Origin of the sequence: Enterobacter sp. MGH85 (assembly GCF_001037655.1) — a bacterium.
GTDB lineage: Bacteria > Pseudomonadota > Gammaproteobacteria > Enterobacterales > Enterobacteriaceae > Enterobacter > Enterobacter intestinihominis.
On the sequence record NZ_KQ089925.1, the window covers coordinates 1,537,370 to 1,554,667 of the forward strand.

General features: G+C 59.4%; 13 protein-coding genes. 6 read left to right on the forward strand and 7 right to left on the reverse strand.

The annotated features are described in order from the left end of the window. Positions 1-107: 107 nt before the first annotated feature. Positions 108-1,520, forward strand: coding sequence for a glucuronate isomerase (gene uxaC, locus SK51_RS07265; RefSeq protein ID WP_023307034.1), 1,413 nt, complete (start codon positions 108-110; stop codon positions 1,518-1,520). A 17-nt stretch (positions 1,521-1,537) separates the two neighbouring features. After that, complete coding sequence (locus SK51_RS07270; protein WP_023307033.1) at positions 1,538-3,025, forward strand: UxaA family hydrolase; 1,488 nt, start codon at positions 1,538-1,540, stop codon at positions 3,023-3,025. 139 nt (positions 3,026-3,164) lie between these two features. On the opposite strand, the gene sstT is transcribed toward SK51_RS07270, so the two are convergent. The 4 genes from sstT to SK51_RS07290 form a co-directional block, all read right to left on the reverse strand. Further along, positions 3,165-4,406 carry a serine/threonine transporter SstT gene (gene sstT / locus SK51_RS07275; RefSeq protein ID WP_023298692.1) on the reverse strand — a complete coding sequence of 414 codons (1,242 nt, stop codon included), beginning with the start codon at positions 4,404-4,406 and terminating at the stop codon, positions 3,165-3,167. Positions 4,407-4,681: 275 nt separating this feature from the next. Then, positions 4,682-5,647: a TerC family protein gene (locus tag SK51_RS07280; RefSeq protein ID WP_022649470.1), complete on the reverse strand. Its 966-nt coding sequence runs from the start codon at positions 5,645-5,647 to the stop codon at positions 4,682-4,684. Positions 5,648-5,898: 251 nt separating this feature from the next. After that, complete coding sequence (locus tag SK51_RS07285; RefSeq protein WP_022649469.1) at positions 5,899-6,897, reverse strand: Gfo/Idh/MocA family protein; 999 nt, start codon at positions 6,895-6,897, stop codon at positions 5,899-5,901. Positions 6,898-6,967: 70 nt separating this feature from the next. After that, positions 6,968-7,471, reverse strand: a complete 504-nt coding sequence (locus SK51_RS07290) for a M48 family metallopeptidase (RefSeq protein WP_023298690.1) — start codon at positions 7,469-7,471, stop codon at positions 6,968-6,970. Between the two features lie 83 nt (positions 7,472-7,554). Here SK51_RS07290 and rlmG point away from each other — a divergent pair, with 83 nt between their 5' ends. Continuing rightward, entirely contained in the window at positions 7,555-8,691 is a 1,137-nt protein-coding gene (gene rlmG / locus SK51_RS07295) for a 23S rRNA (guanine(1835)-N(2))-methyltransferase RlmG (protein WP_023298689.1), read from the forward strand. A gap of 132 nt (positions 8,692-8,823) precedes the next feature. Here rlmG and SK51_RS07300 read toward each other — a convergent pair whose 3' ends face one another. From SK51_RS07300 to lsrR, 3 genes are all read right to left on the reverse strand, one after another. Further along, positions 8,824-10,845, reverse strand: a complete 2,022-nt coding sequence (locus SK51_RS07300) for an NADPH-dependent 2,4-dienoyl-CoA reductase (RefSeq protein ID WP_023307032.1) — start codon at positions 10,843-10,845, stop codon at positions 8,824-8,826. Between the two features lie 152 nt (positions 10,846-10,997). After that, complete coding sequence (lsrK, locus tag SK51_RS07305; protein ID WP_023307031.1) at positions 10,998-12,584, reverse strand: autoinducer-2 kinase; 1,587 nt, start codon at positions 12,582-12,584, stop codon at positions 10,998-11,000. Positions 12,585-12,617: 33 nt separating this feature from the next. Then, the gene (gene lsrR, locus SK51_RS07310; protein ID WP_022649464.1) at positions 12,618-13,589 is read right to left on the reverse strand and encodes a transcriptional regulator LsrR; all 972 of its coding nucleotides are present in this window, start codon (positions 13,587-13,589) and stop codon (positions 12,618-12,620) included. A 215-nt stretch (positions 13,590-13,804) separates the two neighbouring features. On the opposite strand from lsrR, the gene lsrA reads away from it, so the two are divergent. From lsrA to lsrD, 3 genes are read left to right on the forward strand one after another with little or no spacing between them, the layout of a single operon-like run. After that, the gene (lsrA, locus tag SK51_RS07315; protein WP_032676525.1) at positions 13,805-15,292 is read left to right on the forward strand and encodes an autoinducer 2 ABC transporter ATP-binding protein LsrA; all 1,488 of its coding nucleotides are present in this window, start codon (positions 13,805-13,807) and stop codon (positions 15,290-15,292) included. Further along, positions 15,289-16,320, forward strand: a complete 1,032-nt coding sequence (gene lsrC, locus SK51_RS07320; RefSeq protein ID WP_032676523.1) for an autoinducer 2 ABC transporter permease LsrC — start codon at positions 15,289-15,291, stop codon at positions 16,318-16,320. The genes lsrA and lsrC overlap by 4 nt, the downstream gene beginning before the upstream one ends. Then, complete coding sequence (gene lsrD, locus SK51_RS07325) at positions 16,321-17,298, forward strand: autoinducer 2 ABC transporter permease LsrD (RefSeq protein WP_023307028.1); 978 nt, start codon at positions 16,321-16,323, stop codon at positions 17,296-17,298.

The window sequence follows — 17,298 nt, forward strand, 5'->3', positions numbered from 1 at the left end:
TATTGATCTAACTCACGAAAAAAACGTCGGACTCTGGAAATTGGTGTGATAACTTTGCAGCATCTGAACATAAGCTTTCTGACGCTCCCGTAATGAGGAAGACGATAATGACACCGTTTATGACCGAAGATTTCCTGTTAGATACCGAATTTGCTCGCCGCCTGTACCACGACTACGCAAAAGATCAGCCGATTTTCGACTACCACTGCCATTTACCGCCGCAACAGGTTGCCGAAAATTACCGTTTCAAAAACCTGTATGATATCTGGCTGAAGGGTGACCATTATAAATGGCGCGCGATGCGCACCAACGGCGTGGCCGAGCGCCTGTGTACCGGCGACGCGACCGATCGCGAGAAGTTTGACGCCTGGGCCGCTACCGTTCCCCACACCATCGGTAACCCGTTATACCACTGGACGCACCTCGAACTGCGTCGTCCGTTTGGCATCACCGGCAAGCTGCTCTCTCCCGCCACGGCGGATGAAATCTGGGATCAGTGCAACGAACTGCTGGCGCAGGATAGCTTCTCGGCGCGCGGCATCATGCAGCAGATGAACGTGAAGATGGTGGGCACAACCGACGATCCGATCGACTCCCTGGAGCACCACGCGGTTGTCGCGAAGGACAGCACCTTTGACATCAAAGTGCTGCCAAGCTGGCGTCCGGATAAAGCCTTCAACATTGAGCTGCCGACCTTTAATGACTACATGACGAAGCTGGCGGAAGTATCGGATACCGATATCCGTCGTTTCGCCGATCTGCAATCCGCGCTGACCAAACGTCTGGATCACTTTGCCGCACACGGCTGTAAAGTGTCTGACCACGCGCTGGACGTGGTGCTGTTCGCGGATTCCAGCGAAGCCGAGCTGGACAGCATCCTGGCGCGTCGTCTCTCAGGCGAAGCCCTGAGCGAGCATGAAGTCGCCCAGTTCAAAACCGCGGTGCTGGTGTTCCTCGGTGCGGAATATGCCCGTCGCGGCTGGGTTCAGCAGTACCATATCGGCGCGCTGCGTAATAACAACCAGCGTCAGTTCAAACTGCTGGGCGCGGACGTAGGCTTTGACTCCATCAACGACCGCCCTCTGGCGGAAGAGCTGTCAAAACTGCTGAGCAAACAGAACGAGCAAAACCTGCTGCCGAAAACCATTCTCTACTGCCTGAATCCGCGCGATAACGAAGTACTGGGCACCATGATCGGCAACTTCCAGGGCGAAGGGATGCCGGGCAAGATGCAGTTCGGTTCCGGCTGGTGGTTTAACGATCAAAAAGACGGCATGGAGCGTCAGATGACGCAGCTGGCGCAGCTCGGCCTGTTGAGCCGCTTCGTTGGCATGCTGACTGACAGCCGCAGTTTCCTCTCCTATACCCGCCATGAATATTTCCGCCGCATTCTGTGCCAGATGATTGGCCGCTGGGTGCACGCGGGTGAAGCGCCAGCGGATATCCAGCTGCTGGGCGAAATGGTGAGAAACATCTGCTTTAACAATGCGCGTGACTACTTCGCCATTGAATTGAACTAAGGCCGTTTGAGGTTGATATGCAATACATCAAAATCCATTCGCTGGATAACGTTGCCGTCGCGCTGGCAGATTTAGCCGAAGGGATGGAAGTGACCTTCGACAACCAGTCGGTGACGTTACGCCAGGCCATTGGACGTGGACATAAGTTTGCCCTGATCCCCATCGCGAAAGGGGAGAACGTGGTGAAGTACGGTTTGCCCATCGGTCATGCGCTGGCGGATATTGCGCCGGGTGAATACATTCATTCCCACAATACCCGCACCAATCTCAGCGATCTGGACGAGTACAGCTATCAACCTGACTTCCAGCCAGAAGAAGGACAGGCGGCCGATCGTGAGGTACAGATTTACCGCCGCGCCAGCGGCGAGGTGGGGATCCGCAATGAGCTGTGGATCCTCCCGACTGTCGGCTGCGTGAACGGGATCGCGCGTCAAATTCAGACGCGTTTCCTGAAAGAGACTAATGATGCTGAAGGCACCGACGGTGTGCATCTGTTCAGTCACACCTATGGATGCTCCCAGCTGGGTGACGACCACATCAATACTCGTACCATGCTGCAAAACATGGTGCGCCACCCGAACGCGGGCGCGGTGCTGGTGATCGGCCTCGGCTGCGAGAACAATCAGGTCGACGCCTTCCGCGACACGCTGGGCGAATTTGACCCTGAGCGCGTGCACTTTATGGTGTGTCAGCACCAGGACGACGAAGTGGAAGCGGGCGTTGAACAGCTGCACCAGCTGTACGAGGTGATGCGTCACGACAAGCGCGAGCCGGGCAAGCTGAGCGAACTGAAGTTTGGCCTGGAGTGCGGCGGATCTGATGGCCTTTCCGGCATTACCGCTAACCCAATGCTCGGTCGCTTCTCGGATTACGTGATTGCTAACGGCGGCACTACGGTGCTGACCGAAGTGCCGGAGATGTTCGGCGCAGAGCGCATTCTGATGAGCCACTGCCGCGACGAAGAGACCTTTGAGAAGACCGTCACCATGGTGAACGACTTCAAACAGTACTTCATCGCCCATAACCAGCCGATATACGAGAACCCCTCGCCGGGGAACAAAGCGGGCGGGATCACCACGCTTGAAGAGAAATCCCTGGGCTGCACCCAAAAAGCGGGCGCCAGTCAGGTGGTAGACGTGCTGCGCTATGGTGAACGGCTGAAAACGCACGGCCTGAACCTGCTCAGCGCACCGGGCAACGATGCGGTCGCCACCAGCGCGCTAGCGGGAGCGGGCTGTCATATGGTGCTGTTCAGTACCGGGCGCGGTACGCCGTACGGCGGGTTTGTGCCGACGGTGAAAATCGCCACTAACAGCGAACTGGCGGCGAAGAAAAAGCACTGGATCGACTTTGACGCGGGCCAGCTGATCCACGGCAAAGCGATGCCGCAGCTGTTGAGCGAATTCGTGGACACGATTGTGGAATTTGCCAGCGGCAGGCAGACCTGCAACGAGAAGAACGACTTCCGCGAGCTGGCGATCTTTAAGAGTGGTGTAACGCTATAAGTCGGGTGCGGGCTGGTGCCCTCACCCCGGCCCTCTCCCACAGGGAGAGGGTGCAAACACTAAAAACGGCAACACATGTTGCCGTTTTGCATTTACCTTGTAGGCCCGGTAAGGCGTAGCCGCCACCGGGCTTTTCTTTTTAACTGCGCAGGGCGTTCTTCGCTAAACGCGCATCTTCCGCCTGACAGGCTGCGGCGGTAAACAGCACGTCGGTAGAGGAGTTCAGCGCGGTTTCGCAGGAATCCTGCAATACGCCGATAATGAAACCGACCGCGACAACCTGCATGGCAATCTCGTTCGGAATACCGAACATGTTACAGGCCAGCGGGATCAGCAGCAGAGAGCCGCCCGCCACGCCGGATGCGCCACAGGCACACAGTGATGCAACGACGCTCAGCAGCAGCGCGGTTGGCAGATCTACCGGAATACCCAGCGTATGCACCGCCGCCAGCGTCAGCACGGTGATGGTAATCGCCGCACCGGCCATGTTCACGGTTGCACCCAAGGGAATCGACACCGAATAGGTATCGCGGTCCAGGTTCAGCTTCTCCGCCAGCGCCATGTTCACCGGTATGTTCGCCGCTGAGCTGCGGGTGAAGAAGGCATACACGCCGCTCTCGCGCAGGCAGGTCAGCACCAGCGGATACGGGTTGCGGCGGATCTGCCAGAACACCAGCAGCGGGTTGATCACCAGCGCCACCAGCAGCATACAGCCGACCAGGACGACCAGCAGCTGCGCGTAGCCCCACAGTGCGTCGAAACCGGTGGTGGCCAGCGTCGAAGAAACCAGACCAAAGATACCGACTGGTGCAAAGCGAATCACCAGCTTCACCATGAAGGTCACTGCATTGGACAAATCGTTAACCAGGTTTTTCGTGGTCTCGTTGCCATGACGCAGCGCGAAGCCCAGACCAATCGCCCAGACCAGGATGCCAATGTAGTTTCCGTTCATCAGTGCGGTGATGGGGTTAGAGACCATGCTCATCAGCAGGCCGCGAAGGACTTCCACAATCCCGGACGGCGGGGTGATATCACCGGCCGCGCTGGTCAGGTGCAGCGTGGACGGGAACAGGAAGCTAAACACAACGGCCGTTAAGGCAGCAGAGAAGGTTCCCAGCAGATACAGGAACAGAATAGGGCGAATGTTGGTTTTTTGTCCGTGCTGATGGTTGGCAATCGACGCCATCACCAGCATCAGCACCAGTACCGGGGCGACGGCCTTCAGTGCGCCAACGAAAAGGGTGCCGAGCAGTCCCGTCGCTTCCGCCGCAGGTTTTGACACCATCGCCAGCAGAATACCCAGTACCAACCCGACCAGAATTTGTTTTACAAGACTGCCCTGCGCCAGGCGCGCAAGCAGGCCCTTAGATTGTGTGCTCATACGTTATTCCTGAGTGAAATTGCGTTCCATCCTGGATGTGCTCTAAGTCACATTTGTATCCGGATGTAAGTATTTGTTTGCCTGGTTGAGTATCAGGGAAAGCAGCGAAAGGCGGAAGCGTAAAATGCTGGATTTTACGTGTTGCGTCATGTTTTTTAACTATTGGTTAACGAAAGTGCCGGGTGGCGCTGCGCTTACCCGGCCTGCATTGCATTTCCCCCTCTCCCCGTGGGAGAGGGGTGGGGTGAGGGCATCAGCCCGCACCGAACGTTGCACTAAGCCTGCTGCTTCTTATCGTGCTGGCGGTTAACCCAGGTATTGATAATCAGCGTCACCAGCAGAATGCCAAACACCACGCCGAGCGAAATGGCGATCGGGATATGGTAGAAATCAACAATCAGCATCTTGATACCGATAAAGACCAGAATCACCGACAGACCGTACTTCAGCATTGAGAAGCGCTCTGCCGCGCCCGCCAGCAGGAAGTACATCGCACGCAGGCCGAGGATCGCGAACAGGTTCGAGGTCAGGACGATGAACGGGTCGGTGGTAACCGCGAAGATAGCCGGGATACTGTCCACCGCGAAAATCACGTCGCTCAGCTCGACCAGAATCAGCACCAGCAGCAGCGGGGTGGCGAACAGCAGGCCGTTCTTACGCACGAAGAAATGCTCGCTCTCGATCTTGTCCGTCATGCGCAGATGACCCCGGATCCACTTCACCAGCGGCTTATCACCGATACCGGTATCGTCTTCTTTCGCCAGCGCCATTTTGACCCCGGTGAACAGCAGGAACGCACCAAACACGTACAGCAGCCATTCGAACTGGGTAATCAGCCAGCTACCGGCGAAGATCATGATGGTACGCAGGATGATGGCGCCTAGCACGCCGTATACCAGCACGCGGCGTTGCAGGGCCGCAGGCACGGCGAAGTAACTGAACAGCATCAGCCAGACGAAGACGTTATCAACCGCCAGCGCTTTTTCAATCAGATAGCCGGTGAGGAAGGCGAGTGCCTGAGGATCGGCCACCGCGCGACCTTCGGTTGAGGCCAGATACCACCAGAAGGCGGCGCAGAAAAGAAGTGAGAGGGTAACCCATACCAGCGACCAGACGGCGGCTTGCTTAACGCTCATGCCGTGTTCGCCGCGACGACCCTGCAAAAAGAGGTCGATCGCCAGCATGATGAGCACGACAACCGCGAATCCGCCCCACAGCATTGGAGTGCCGACAGAATGCATACTATTTTCCTTACACATAAAAAACAAAAACGGCTATGGTCAGAAGACGATAGCCGTTAGCTTTTTATGCATAGACCTCGCCTTCCGGCAAGGTCTCACTTACAACCACGAAGGTTGCCCGGCGACCGGATGCGGTTTTGCACGCATCGTAATGACGATCCACCGGCGAAGAAGTTACTCCCCTTTGCAGGTAACAAATTATGTCAGACCATCGATTTCGTCAATGGTCTGCACGATTTCATTACACAGCTTTACGCGACGGCTTCCACATTCACGCCGTCTGCGGGGAAGATTACGCCGGTCTGTCGGCGGATCTCCGTTTGCAGCTTCGCCGTGGTGCGGCTGATCGCCAGTCCCGGGTGGTTCACTTCGTTGTCTTCTACCAGACGGGCGAAGACCTCTGCCTCATAAAGCATAGTGTTAATATGCTGAGGCTGTGTCAGCTCCTGCGCTTTTCCGCCGCGCGGGACGATGCTGAGCTTCTGGCATTCGGAGATTTTTTCGATCACCAGCGAGCCGTCTTCGCCCTGAATTTCGCTTGGCAGCACGGAGTCGCTGACCTTCGAGTGCTGCAACGTCACGCTGAAATCACCGTAGTCCAGCACCACAACGCCGTGTGCATCCACGCCGCTCTCCAGCAGGCTGGCGGTGGCTGTCACGCCGTGTGGTTCCCCCCACAGCGCAACCGCAGAGGCCAGGCAGTAAAAACCGATATCCATAATCGAGCCATTCGAGAAGGCCGGGTTAAAGGTGTTCGGGTTTTCGCCGTCCAGATAGCGCTGGTAGCGCGAGGAATACTGGCAGTAGTTGATAAAGGCTTTACGCACTTTGCCAATTTTCGGCAGGGACTGCTGCAACAGCAGGAAGTTGGGCAGGCTGGCGGTTTTGAACGCTTCAAACAGCACCACCTGGTTTTCGCGGGCAAGCGCAATGGCGGCTTCCACTTCGTGGATATTCGACGCCAGCGGCTTCTCGCAGATCACATGCTTTTTATGGCTGAGGAACAGCTTCGTTTGCGGGAAGTGCAGAGCATTCGGGCTGGCGATATAGACCGCGTCAATGGCGTCGCTTTGCGCCATCTCATCGAGTGAGGTGAACAGATGTTCAACCAGGTAGTCATTTGCAAAACTTTGCGCCTGCTCAAGGCTGCGGGAATAGACTGCGGTGAGCTTATATTTGCCGGTTTCGTGGGCGGCGTCGACGAACTGGCGCGTGATCCAGTTCGTACCGATGACTGCGAAACGTATCATAAACGTTTACGTACTCCGTAGCAGGGAACCTAAAGCCACTGTAGCACGTCCTCATGACATTTCGCGTGCGCTACTGCGCATTACTCTTTAACGATAAATGCGTCAGCCACAAACGGGTATCAAACTCCAGCTGGTGGTACTGCGGCTCCATATGGCAGCACAGGGAATAGAACGCTTTGTCGTGATCTTTCTCTTTCAGGTGCGCCAGCTCGTGCACCACGATCATCCGCAGAAAGGCTTCCGGCGCATTGCGAAAGACGGTCGCGACGCGGATCTCCGCCTTAGCCTTCAGCTTGCCGCCCTGCACGCGGGAGATGGCGGTATGCAGGCCGAGCGCGTTTTTCAGCACGTGGATCTTGTTGTCGTACATCACCTTGTTGATCGGCGGGGCGCTCTTCAGATACTGGCTTTTCAGATCCTGCGTATACTGCCAGAGGGCTTTGTCAGTCGCGAAATCATGCGTGCCCGGGTAGCGTTTTTCCAGCACCGCGCCGAGCTTTCCCGCGGCGATCAGGTCGCGAACCTGGGATAGTAATTGCTCCGGGTAGCCCTGGAGATAAGTCAGCTGGTTCATCAAAACCCCAAAATAGTGTGAAAACGGGTATACTCACGCACCCTTTTCAGGGATACGCCAAATTTTACCATTCAGGAGGGCCGATGAGCCACTTAGACAACGGTTTCCGTTCACTCAACCTTAAACGTTTCCCGGAAACGGACGACGTGAACCCGCTTCAGGCGTGGGAAGCGGCGGATGAATATCTGCTGCAGCAGTTGGATGAGACTGAAATCCGCGGCCCGGTTCTGATCCTGAATGACGCGTTTGGCGCGCTGGGCTGTGCGCTGGCGGAACATGCGCCTTACAGTATCGGCGATTCTTACTTAAGCGAGCTGGCGACGCGTGAAAACCTGCGTCACAACGATATCGACGAATCCAGCGTGAAGTTCCTCGACAGCACCGCGGACTACCCGCAGGCGCCAGGGGTGGTGCTGATTAAAGTGCCCAAAACCATGGCGCTGCTGGAGCAGCAACTGCGCGCGCTGCGTAAAGTCGTGACGCCAGAAACGCGCATCATCGCGGGCGCCAAGGCGCGTGATATTCACACCTCGACGCTGGAACTGTTCGAGAAAGTGCTCGGCCCGACCACTACGACGCTGGCCTGGAAAAAAGCGCGCCTGATCAACTGTACCTTCAGCGCGCCGGAACTGGCCGACGCGCCAGAGACCCTGAGCTGGAAGCTGGAAGGGACCGACTGGACCATCCACAACCACGCGAACGTCTTCTCCCGTACCGGTCTGGATATCGGCGCACGCTTCTTTATGGAACATCTGCCGGAAAACCTGGAAGGGGAGATTGTCGATCTCGGCTGCGGTAACGGCGTGATTGGCCTGACGCTGCTGGCGAAGAACCCGGAGGCCAGCGTGGTGTTCAGCGACGAATCGCCAATGGCGGTGGCTTCAAGCCGTCTGAACGTGGAAACCAATCTGCCGGAGGCGCTGGATCGCTGCGAGTTTATGATCAATAACGCGCTGTCCGGCGTAGAGCCTTTCCGCTTCAACGCGGTGTTTTGCAATCCTCCGTTCCACCAGAAGCACGCCCTGACGGATAACGTCGCGTGGGAGATGTTCCACCACGCGCGCCGCTGCCTGAAAATCAACGGCGAACTGTACATCGTGGCGAACCGCCATCTGGACTACTTCCACAAGCTGAAGAAGATTTTCGGTAACTGCGTCACCATTGCCACCAATAACAAATTCGTGGTGCTGAAATCGGTGAAGCTGGGGCGTCGTCGGTAAGATCGCTTTGCCTGGCGGCGCTTCGCTTGCACAGGCCTACGGTTTCAAATGCCCGGTGGCGCTTCGCTTACCGGGCCTACAATGGCCTCGGACCCGTAGGCCCGGTAAGCGAAGCGCCACCGGGCGATGCCGTTAAATACTCAGCGCCAGTTTTGTCCCCTGCGCAATCGCCCGCCGCGCATCCAGTTCCATCGCCACGTCGCACCCGCCGATCAAATGCACCGTTTTACCCGCTTCGCGCAGCGGATCGGCCAGATCGCGCTTTGGCTCCTGCCCGGCGCACAAAATCACATGATCCACGCGCAGCAGCTGCGGTTCACCACCGATCAGCACATGCAGCCCGTCGTCGTCGATCTTCTGGTAGCTCACCCCCGGGATCATCTTTACCCCGCGCGAGAGCAGGGTGGCGCGGTGGATCCAGCCTGTGGTTTTCCCCAGCCCTTCACCCGGCTTGCTGGCTTTACGCTGGAGCATCACGATCTGACGCGGGCTTTTCGGCAGTTGCGGACCTTCCGGGCGTAAACCACCGGACTGACTGAGACTGGTATCAATGCCCCATTCCACGCAGAACTCAGCGATGTTCTGGCTGGTGGCTTCGCCCGGCTGGCTTAAATACATCGCGGTATCAAAACCGATCCCGCCGCAGCCGATGATCGCCACCTTCTCGCCAACCGGCGCTTTGTCGCGCAGCACGTCCAGATAGCTCAATACCTTCGGATGATCGATGCCTTCGATCGCAGGGGTGCGCGGGGCGATCCCACTCGCGAGGATCACCTCGTCGAAACCGATCAGATCCGCCGCGCTGACAACCTGATTGAGCCGCAGATCGACGCCCGTCACCTCGATCATCCGGCGGTAATAGCGCAGCGTTTCATAGAACTCCTCTTTGCCGGGGATCTGTCTGGCGATAGTAAACTGCCCGCCGATTTCCGCCAGCGCATCAAACAGCGTCACGCTGTGCCCACGCGAGGCGGCATTGACCGCAAACGCCAGGCCAGCGGGTCCTGCGCCCACCACGGCCAGACGCTTCTTGTTGGTCGCAGGAACGATCGGCATTTTGGTTTCATGGCAGGCGCGGGGATTCACCAGGCAGGAGGTGACCTTGCCGACGAAGATCTGATCCAGACACGCCTGGTTACAGCCGATACAGGTGTTGATCTCATCCGCACGGCCGCTTTGCGCTTTGGAGAGCAGTTCGGCATCCGCGAGGAACGGACGCGCCATCGACACCATATCGGCGTCGCCGCGGGAGATCACATCGTCCGCCACCTGCGGATCGTTAATGCGGTTAGTGGTCACCAGCGGAACGGAGACTTTGCCTTTCAGCTTGCGCGTTACCCAGCTGAACGCCGCACGCGGCACCGGCGTGGCGATGGTGGGGATGCGCGCTTCGTGCCAGCCAATCCCGGTGTTGATAATGGTGGCACCGGCGGCTTCAATCGCCTGCGCCAGCTGCACGGTTTCGTCGAAGGTGCCGCCGCCTTCCACCAGGTCGAGCATCGACAGGCGGAAGATGATAATAAAATCCGCACCCGCACGTTCACGCACCGCACGCACCACCTCCACGGCAAAACGCATGCGGCGGGCATAGTCACCACCCCATTCGTCGTCGCGCTGGTTGGTGCGCGCGGCGAGAAATTCGTTGATCAGATAGCCCTCGGAGCCCATCACCTCCACGCCGTCGTAACCCGCTTCTCGCGCGAGCGCGGCGCAGCGAGCAAAGTCATCTATCAGCGCCAGGATCTCGTCATGGCTGAGGGCATGGGGAGTAAAGCGGTTAATCGGCGCCTGAATAGCCGAGGGGGCAACCAGGTTCGGCTGATAGCTGTAGCGCCCGGTATGCAGAATTTGCAGGGCGATTTTGCCGCCCTCGTTGTGAACCGCGTCGGTCACCATGCGGTGGTGCGGCAGCTGTGTCGCATCGTTCAACACCGCGCCGCCCTCCATCGTCACCCCGGAAGGGGCAGGGGCTACGCCGCCAGTGACAATCAGCGCCACCCCGTGGCGCGCGCGCTCGGCATAGAAGGCTGCCAGACGTTCAGCCCCGTCCGGACGCTCCTCCAGCCCGGTGTGCATTGAGCCCATTAACACGCGGTTTTTGAGGGTAGTGAACCCCAGATCGAGAGGGGCGAATAACGACGGGTAGCGGCTCATAGTCTCTTCCAGTGTAAAATTATTGTTATGTGGTCGGATGAGTTACTAATTTAGCCAGCGGCGGCAGAAAGGTAAAAGCGGGATCGAATGATTGTGATAGATCTCAAAGAACTTCACCCCTCACCCCGGCCCTCTCCCCTCTGGGGAGAGGGTTAGGGTGAGGGGCGTGTGTCGCGCATCAGGCCCGGCGCCTGCCACATCGACGTGGTCAGCCCGCTGTCCACCAGCCCGAGCTGGTCCGCGTATACCGCCTGCCATTTCTGCATCATGCCGTCGTACAGCTCGCGGTGCTGCGGGTTTGGCGTGAACTCGCGGCTCCACTTCACCAGCCGCTCGCCCGTCGAAGCCATATCCGCGAACAGCCCCGCGCCAGCTCCTGCGGCAATGGCGCAGCCGAGCGCCGTTGCCTCTTTGACTTCTGGCACGCGCACCGGCAGGCCGGTGACGTCGCTTAAAATCTGGCTCCACAGGGCGCCCTTTGCGCCGCCGCCCGCAAACACCAGGCTCTCAAACGTCACGCCGGAGAAGCGCGAAATCTGCGCCAGGTTGCAGGCCGAGACGATCGCCGCGTTCTCCTCCAGCGCGCGGAACAGCGTCGCTTTGTTGCACTTTTCCGGGTCAATGGAGAGGTTAATAAACGACGGTGCCGCGTGGTACCACTGCTTAAAATGCATCGCGTCGGAGAAGATCGGCATCACCCCGTGGGAGCCCGGCGGGACGCGGCTCGCCATCTCTTCGAGCAGGGAGTAGGGGTCCATTCCCATGCGTTCGGCAATCAGCTTCTCTTCGGCGCAGAAGGCGTCGCGGAACCAGCGCATGGTCAGCCCGGTAAAGAAGCTGATCGACTCTGCCTGCGCCATGCCGGGGATAACGTGCGGGTTTACGCGGATGTTAATCTCAGGGTCGGTGCGCACCTGCGGCAGGTTCACCACCTGTTGCCAGAAGGTGCCGCCCAGCACCGCCGTTTGTCCGGCGCGCACCACGCCCAGCCCCAGACAGCCCAGCTGCACGTCGCCGCCGCCCATCACCACCGGGGTGCCCTCGCGCAGGCCGCTCTGTTGTGCGGCTGCTTTGGTGATGGCCCCCAGCACGGTGCCGGTCTCTTTTACCGGGGAGAGGATATCGGCGCGCAGCCCGGCCATGTCGAGCAGCGCCGGACGCCAGTCGCGGGAGAAGAGATCCAGCATGCCCGTCGTGCCCGCATTGGACGGGTCCACCGCCAGCTCGCCGGAGAGCTTCGCCGCCAGCCAGTCGCTGATCATAGTAATGGTGGCGGCTTTACGATAAATATCCGGACGATGGTGCGCCAGCCACAGCAGGCGCGGCATGGCGCTGAGGGCAAGCGTCTGGCCGGAAACGTCATACACTTCGGATTCAAACCGGTAGTCGTGGATCTCTTTGAGTTCAGCTACCTCGCGGCTGGCGCGGGCGTCGACGTTGGCGCAGGCCCAGATAGCCTCGCCGTTGCGGTCGTACAGCACAATCCCTTCGCGCATCGAACAGCAGGCGACGGACTGAATATCCGCCGCGCTCAGGCGCGCGCGCTCCAGCGCCTGATGAATACACCGGCAGGCCAGCTGCCAGTTGGTGTCGAGGTCGAACTCCATCGAGCCCGGCACGTTCTCGACGCTCAGGTGTTTCCACTCGGCCTGGCCAACGGCAATCTGGTTGCCCTGCAAATCGAAAATAACGGCGCGAACGCTGCCTGTCCCTGCATCTAACGCTAAAAGGTAACTCATGAGCATGCCTCATTGTTAGCGCAGGGAGGGCTCTTAAATGGCCAGAGCCAGCACCGCGCGGGCTGTCGTCTCTTCCGTCACCAGGCCATTAATACGGCGGCCCTTCAGTGCGGCATAAATCGCATCGGCTTTCTCTTCCCCCCCGGCCACGCCTACGATGGTGGGCAGCTGTGCCAGTTCATCGAGCGTGACGCCCAGTAGTTCTTTGTGGATCTCCAGCTCCTCGACGCATTCCCCTTCGGCATTGAGGAAATAGCCAAGGATATCGCCGACCGCGCCCTTGCGGGCGTACATCAACTGTTCACCTTCGCTGATATAGCCGGAGCGCAGTATCGTCGCGTCACGGCGCTGGTTCACCGAGCCAATGCCGACCACCGCCACGTCAGCGGCGGTGGCGGCGAGGATCACGTCCCGCACGCTGGTTTCGCGCTTTAAGATCCCGGCGACTTCAGCGGATGACACGCGAAGCGGGGCAGGGATCATGCTGACGCTACAGGCCGCATCCAGCTGGCCGATACCGGTCATATACGGCCCCACGCCGCCGGAGAGCGTCACCAGGCGGATCTGCTGTGAGCTAATAAAGCCGCTCAGGTGTTGCAGGCTGCTCATGGTGGTTTCACCGAAGCCCACCGCTAACAGCTGGCCGGGCTCCAGCACGCCCATCAGCGACTGGGCCGCGCCAATGCCTAACCGCACGTTCATCGGCGGCGTATTCAGGGCGGGCATCACGCGCACCAGCTTCAGGCCAAATCGTTGTTGCAACTCGGTTTCCAGCGCCAGGCAGCCCTCGTAGCGGGAGTTTATCTGCACGCGGATCACCCCGGACTGACGGCCTTTCTCCAGCAGGCGGGAGATCTTCAGGCGCGGCAGCCCGAGCCGCTCGCCGATGTCGTTCTGGGTCAGCCCGTCGTGGTAGTAGCACCAGGCCACGCGCGCCACCAGCTCCTCTTCCGCCAGTGCCAGCCCGGCAAACCGTCCTTCTTCCGCAGTGCGTTTATCGCTCATAGTTGAACTCTTATAAAAATTTAGATCATATGTTCGTGATGGTGCGGCGTGAAAATGTGAGCCACGCGACAAAACGGATCTTTTCGATCCTTTCCGGTTTATCTGAATCTCAATCGATAAAACTGTGATCCCTGCACGGTTGTAAATATAGTTCACCGTCTACGCTTTTGAACATTATTAAATCTAAAAATCATTTGTTCAATAGCGGAGCGATGATGACACCACTTCTCGAGGCACGTGACATCTGCAAACAGTTCTCTGGCGTGCCTGTGTTAAAAGGCATTGATTTCACGCTGCTTGCTGGGCAGGTGCATGCGCTGATGGGCGGTAACGGCGCGGGAAAATCGACGTTGATGAAAATCATCGCCGGGGTTGAAACGCCGGATCGCGGTGAGCTTTCGGTTGCGGGCGAGTCTTTTGCACGGCTTACCCCGTCGCAGGCGCACCGGTTAGGCATTTATCTGGTGCCACAGGAGCCGCTGCTTTTCCCCAACCTGACGGTGCGGGAAAACATCCTGTTTCGTCTGCCGCGCGAACGAGATCGGGAAAAGCGGCTGGCGGAGAAACTCCAGCAGCTGCAATGTCAGCTTAATCTCGATGCCGCTGCCAGCACTCTGGAAGTCGCGGATCAGCAGATGGTGGAGATCCTGCGCGGGCTGATGCGCAACGCCAGAATTCTGATCCTCGACGAACCCACGGCATCGCTCACGCCGGGCGAAACCGAACGCCTGTTTCGCCAGATCCGCGCGCTGCAGGATCTCGGCGTTGGCATTGTTTTTATCTCGCACAAGCTGCCGGAAATTCGCATGCTTTCGAGCCACGTCTCGGTGATGCGCGACGGCGCGGTGGTGCTGAGCGGCGAAACCGCGCACTTTGACGATAACGCCCTGATCGCCGCGATGACGCCGGTCAGCCGGGAAAAGTCGCTAAGCGATACGCAAAAGCTGTGGCTGGCGCTGCCGGGCAACCGCCGAACCCAGGCGCAGGATTTCCCGGTGCTGCGGGTGGAGGATCTCACCGGGGAAGGGTTTATCGATCTCAGCCTTGAGATTTACGCCGGGGAGATCGTCGGTCTGGCCGGGCTGGTGGGGTCCGGGCGTACCGAGTTTGCCGAAACGCTTTACGGCCTGCGTCCGGTACGCGGCGGGCGAGTGTGGCTGGAGAACCAGGAGATCACCGCCGATCCGGTCAGTTCCCGTCTGGAAAAAGGGCTGGTTTATCTGCCGGAAGACAGGCAGGTGTCCGGCCTGTTTCTCGACGCGCCTGTCCGCTGGAACACCGTGACGCTGAACGAGCCGTCGCTCTGGCAGCAGCGAAAGCGGGAGTCTGCGGTAGTGGAGCGTTACCACCGGGCGCTGGGGATCAAGCTCAACCATGCGGATCAAACCGTGCGCACGCTCTCCGGTGGTAATCAGCAGAAGGTGCTGCTGGCGCGCTGCCTGGAGGCTAATCCTTTATTGCTGATCGTCGATGAACCGACGCGCGGCGTGGACGTATCGGCGCGCGCCGATATCTACCAGCTGCTGAAAAGCGTGGCGGCGCAGAACGTGGCAGTGCTGATGATCTCAAGCGATCTCGATGAATTTCCCGGCCTCGCGGATCGGGTGCTGGTAATGCATCAGGGCGTGCTCAGCGGCGAACTGCCGCGCCAGGCCGTCAGCCTCGATCGGATGATGACGCTGGCGTTTGGAGGGCAATCATGAAGATCTTACTGAAAAACCGCGAGCTGAGCGCGTTTCTCGCCATTCTGGCCCTGTTCGCCGTGCTGGTGGCGCTGAACCCGTCCTACCTTAGTTTACAGACCCTGGGGATGATCTTCGCCAGTTCGCAGATCCTGATTTTGCTGGCCATCGGCGCGGCGCTGGTGATGCTGACCCGTAATATCGACGTCTCCGTCGGCTCCACCGTCGGGCTGTCCGCCATTGCCGTCGGCGTGGCGCTCAACAGCGGCTACAGTCTGCCCGTTTCCATTCTCTTCGCGCTGTCGATTGGCGCGCTGGCGGGGGCGTTCAACGGTTTTCTGGTGGTGGGGCTGCGCATTCCAGCGATTGTCGCCACCCTCGGCACGCTGGGGCTGTATCGCGGAGCGATGCTGCTCTGGACCGGCGGGAAGTGGATTGAAGGGCTGCCGCCGGGGCTGAAATCCCTCTCTGAGCCTGCCGCCGTCGGCATTTCGCCGCTCGGCATTGTGGTGTTGATAATCGTGGTCACAGGCGCGTGGATACTGTCGCGCACCGCCTTTGGTCGTGATTTCTACGCCGTGGGGGATAACCTCGCCGCCGCGCGTCAGCTGGGCGTGGCGGTGAACCGCACCCGCATGATCGCCTTTACCCTCAACGGCATACTCGCGGCCTGCGCCGGGATCGTCTTTGCCGCGCAGATTGGCTTTGTGCCCAACCAGACCGGCAGCGGGCTGGAGATGAAGGCCATCGCCGCCTGCGTGCTCGGCGGCATCTCGCTGCTGGGCGGCACCGGCACGCTGATCGGCGCCTTCCTCGGCGCGTTCTTCCTCACCCAAATCGACACCGTGCTGGTGCTGTTCAGGCTGCCGGCCTGGTGGAATGACTTTATCGCCGGGCTGGTGCTGCTGGGCGTGCTGGTGCTCGACGGGCGGCTGCGTCAGGCGCTCTCACGGCATCAGCGGGCGCTGAAATACAGCCGTTTCCAGCCGGGTAACAGAGGGGGAAAGCACGTCACCCCGTTTCCCAAACGCAACAAAGAGGTGGCGTAAATGAGGCTTAACTGGGAAAGCGCGCTGCTGTTTTTACTGGTGCTGGAGATCCTGCTCTTCGGCGCCATCAACCCGCGCATGCTCGACATCAATATGCTGCTGTTCAGCACCAGCGACTTTATCTGCATTGGTATCGTGGCGCTACCGCTCACGCTGGTGATTATCAGCGGCGGGATCGACATCTCCCTCGGCTCAACCATCGGCCTGTGCGCTATCGCGCTGGGGGTGATGATGCAGGCGGGGTGGCCGATGGCGGTCGCCATCCCGCTGACGCTGCTGCTCGGCCTGCTGTGCGGACTGTTGAATGCGGCGCTGATCCACTACACCGGCATCAGCCCTTTAGTGATCACCCTCGGCACGCTTTACCTCTACGGCGGCGGGGCGCTGCTGCTCTCCGGCATGGCGGGCGCGACGGGCTACGAGGGGATCGGCGGCTTTCCGGACAGCTTCACGGCGTTCGCTAACCTCACGGTGTTGGGCCTGCCGATCCCGCTGGTGCTGTTCGCGGTGATTACCGCTTTCTTCTGGCTGATTACCCATCGCGGGCGCTTTGGTCGACATCTGTTTTTAATTGGCCAGAATCCGCGCGCGGCGCGCTATGCGGCGCTGTCGGTGAACGGTATGCCGTATGCGCTGTACGGCCTGGTGGGCGTGGCCTCGGCGATTGCCGCGCTGGTGATGGTCTCCTATTTCGGCTCCGCGCGTTCGGATCTGGGGCGCGATTTACTGATGCCTGCGCTCACCGCCGCCGTGCTCGGCGGAGCGAATATCTACGGCGGCTCAGGTTCGGTTGTCGGTACGGCGCTGGCGGCGCTGCTGGTGGGGTACCTGCAACAGGGTTTACAGATGGTTGGCATCCCCAACCAGGTGTCGAGCGCGCTGTCAGGGGCGCTGCTGGTTGTGGTGGTGATGGGGCGTTCGCTGAGTCTGCACCGTGAATGGGTGCGTTCTCTCTTCAGAAAACTATCCGGAGCGTAA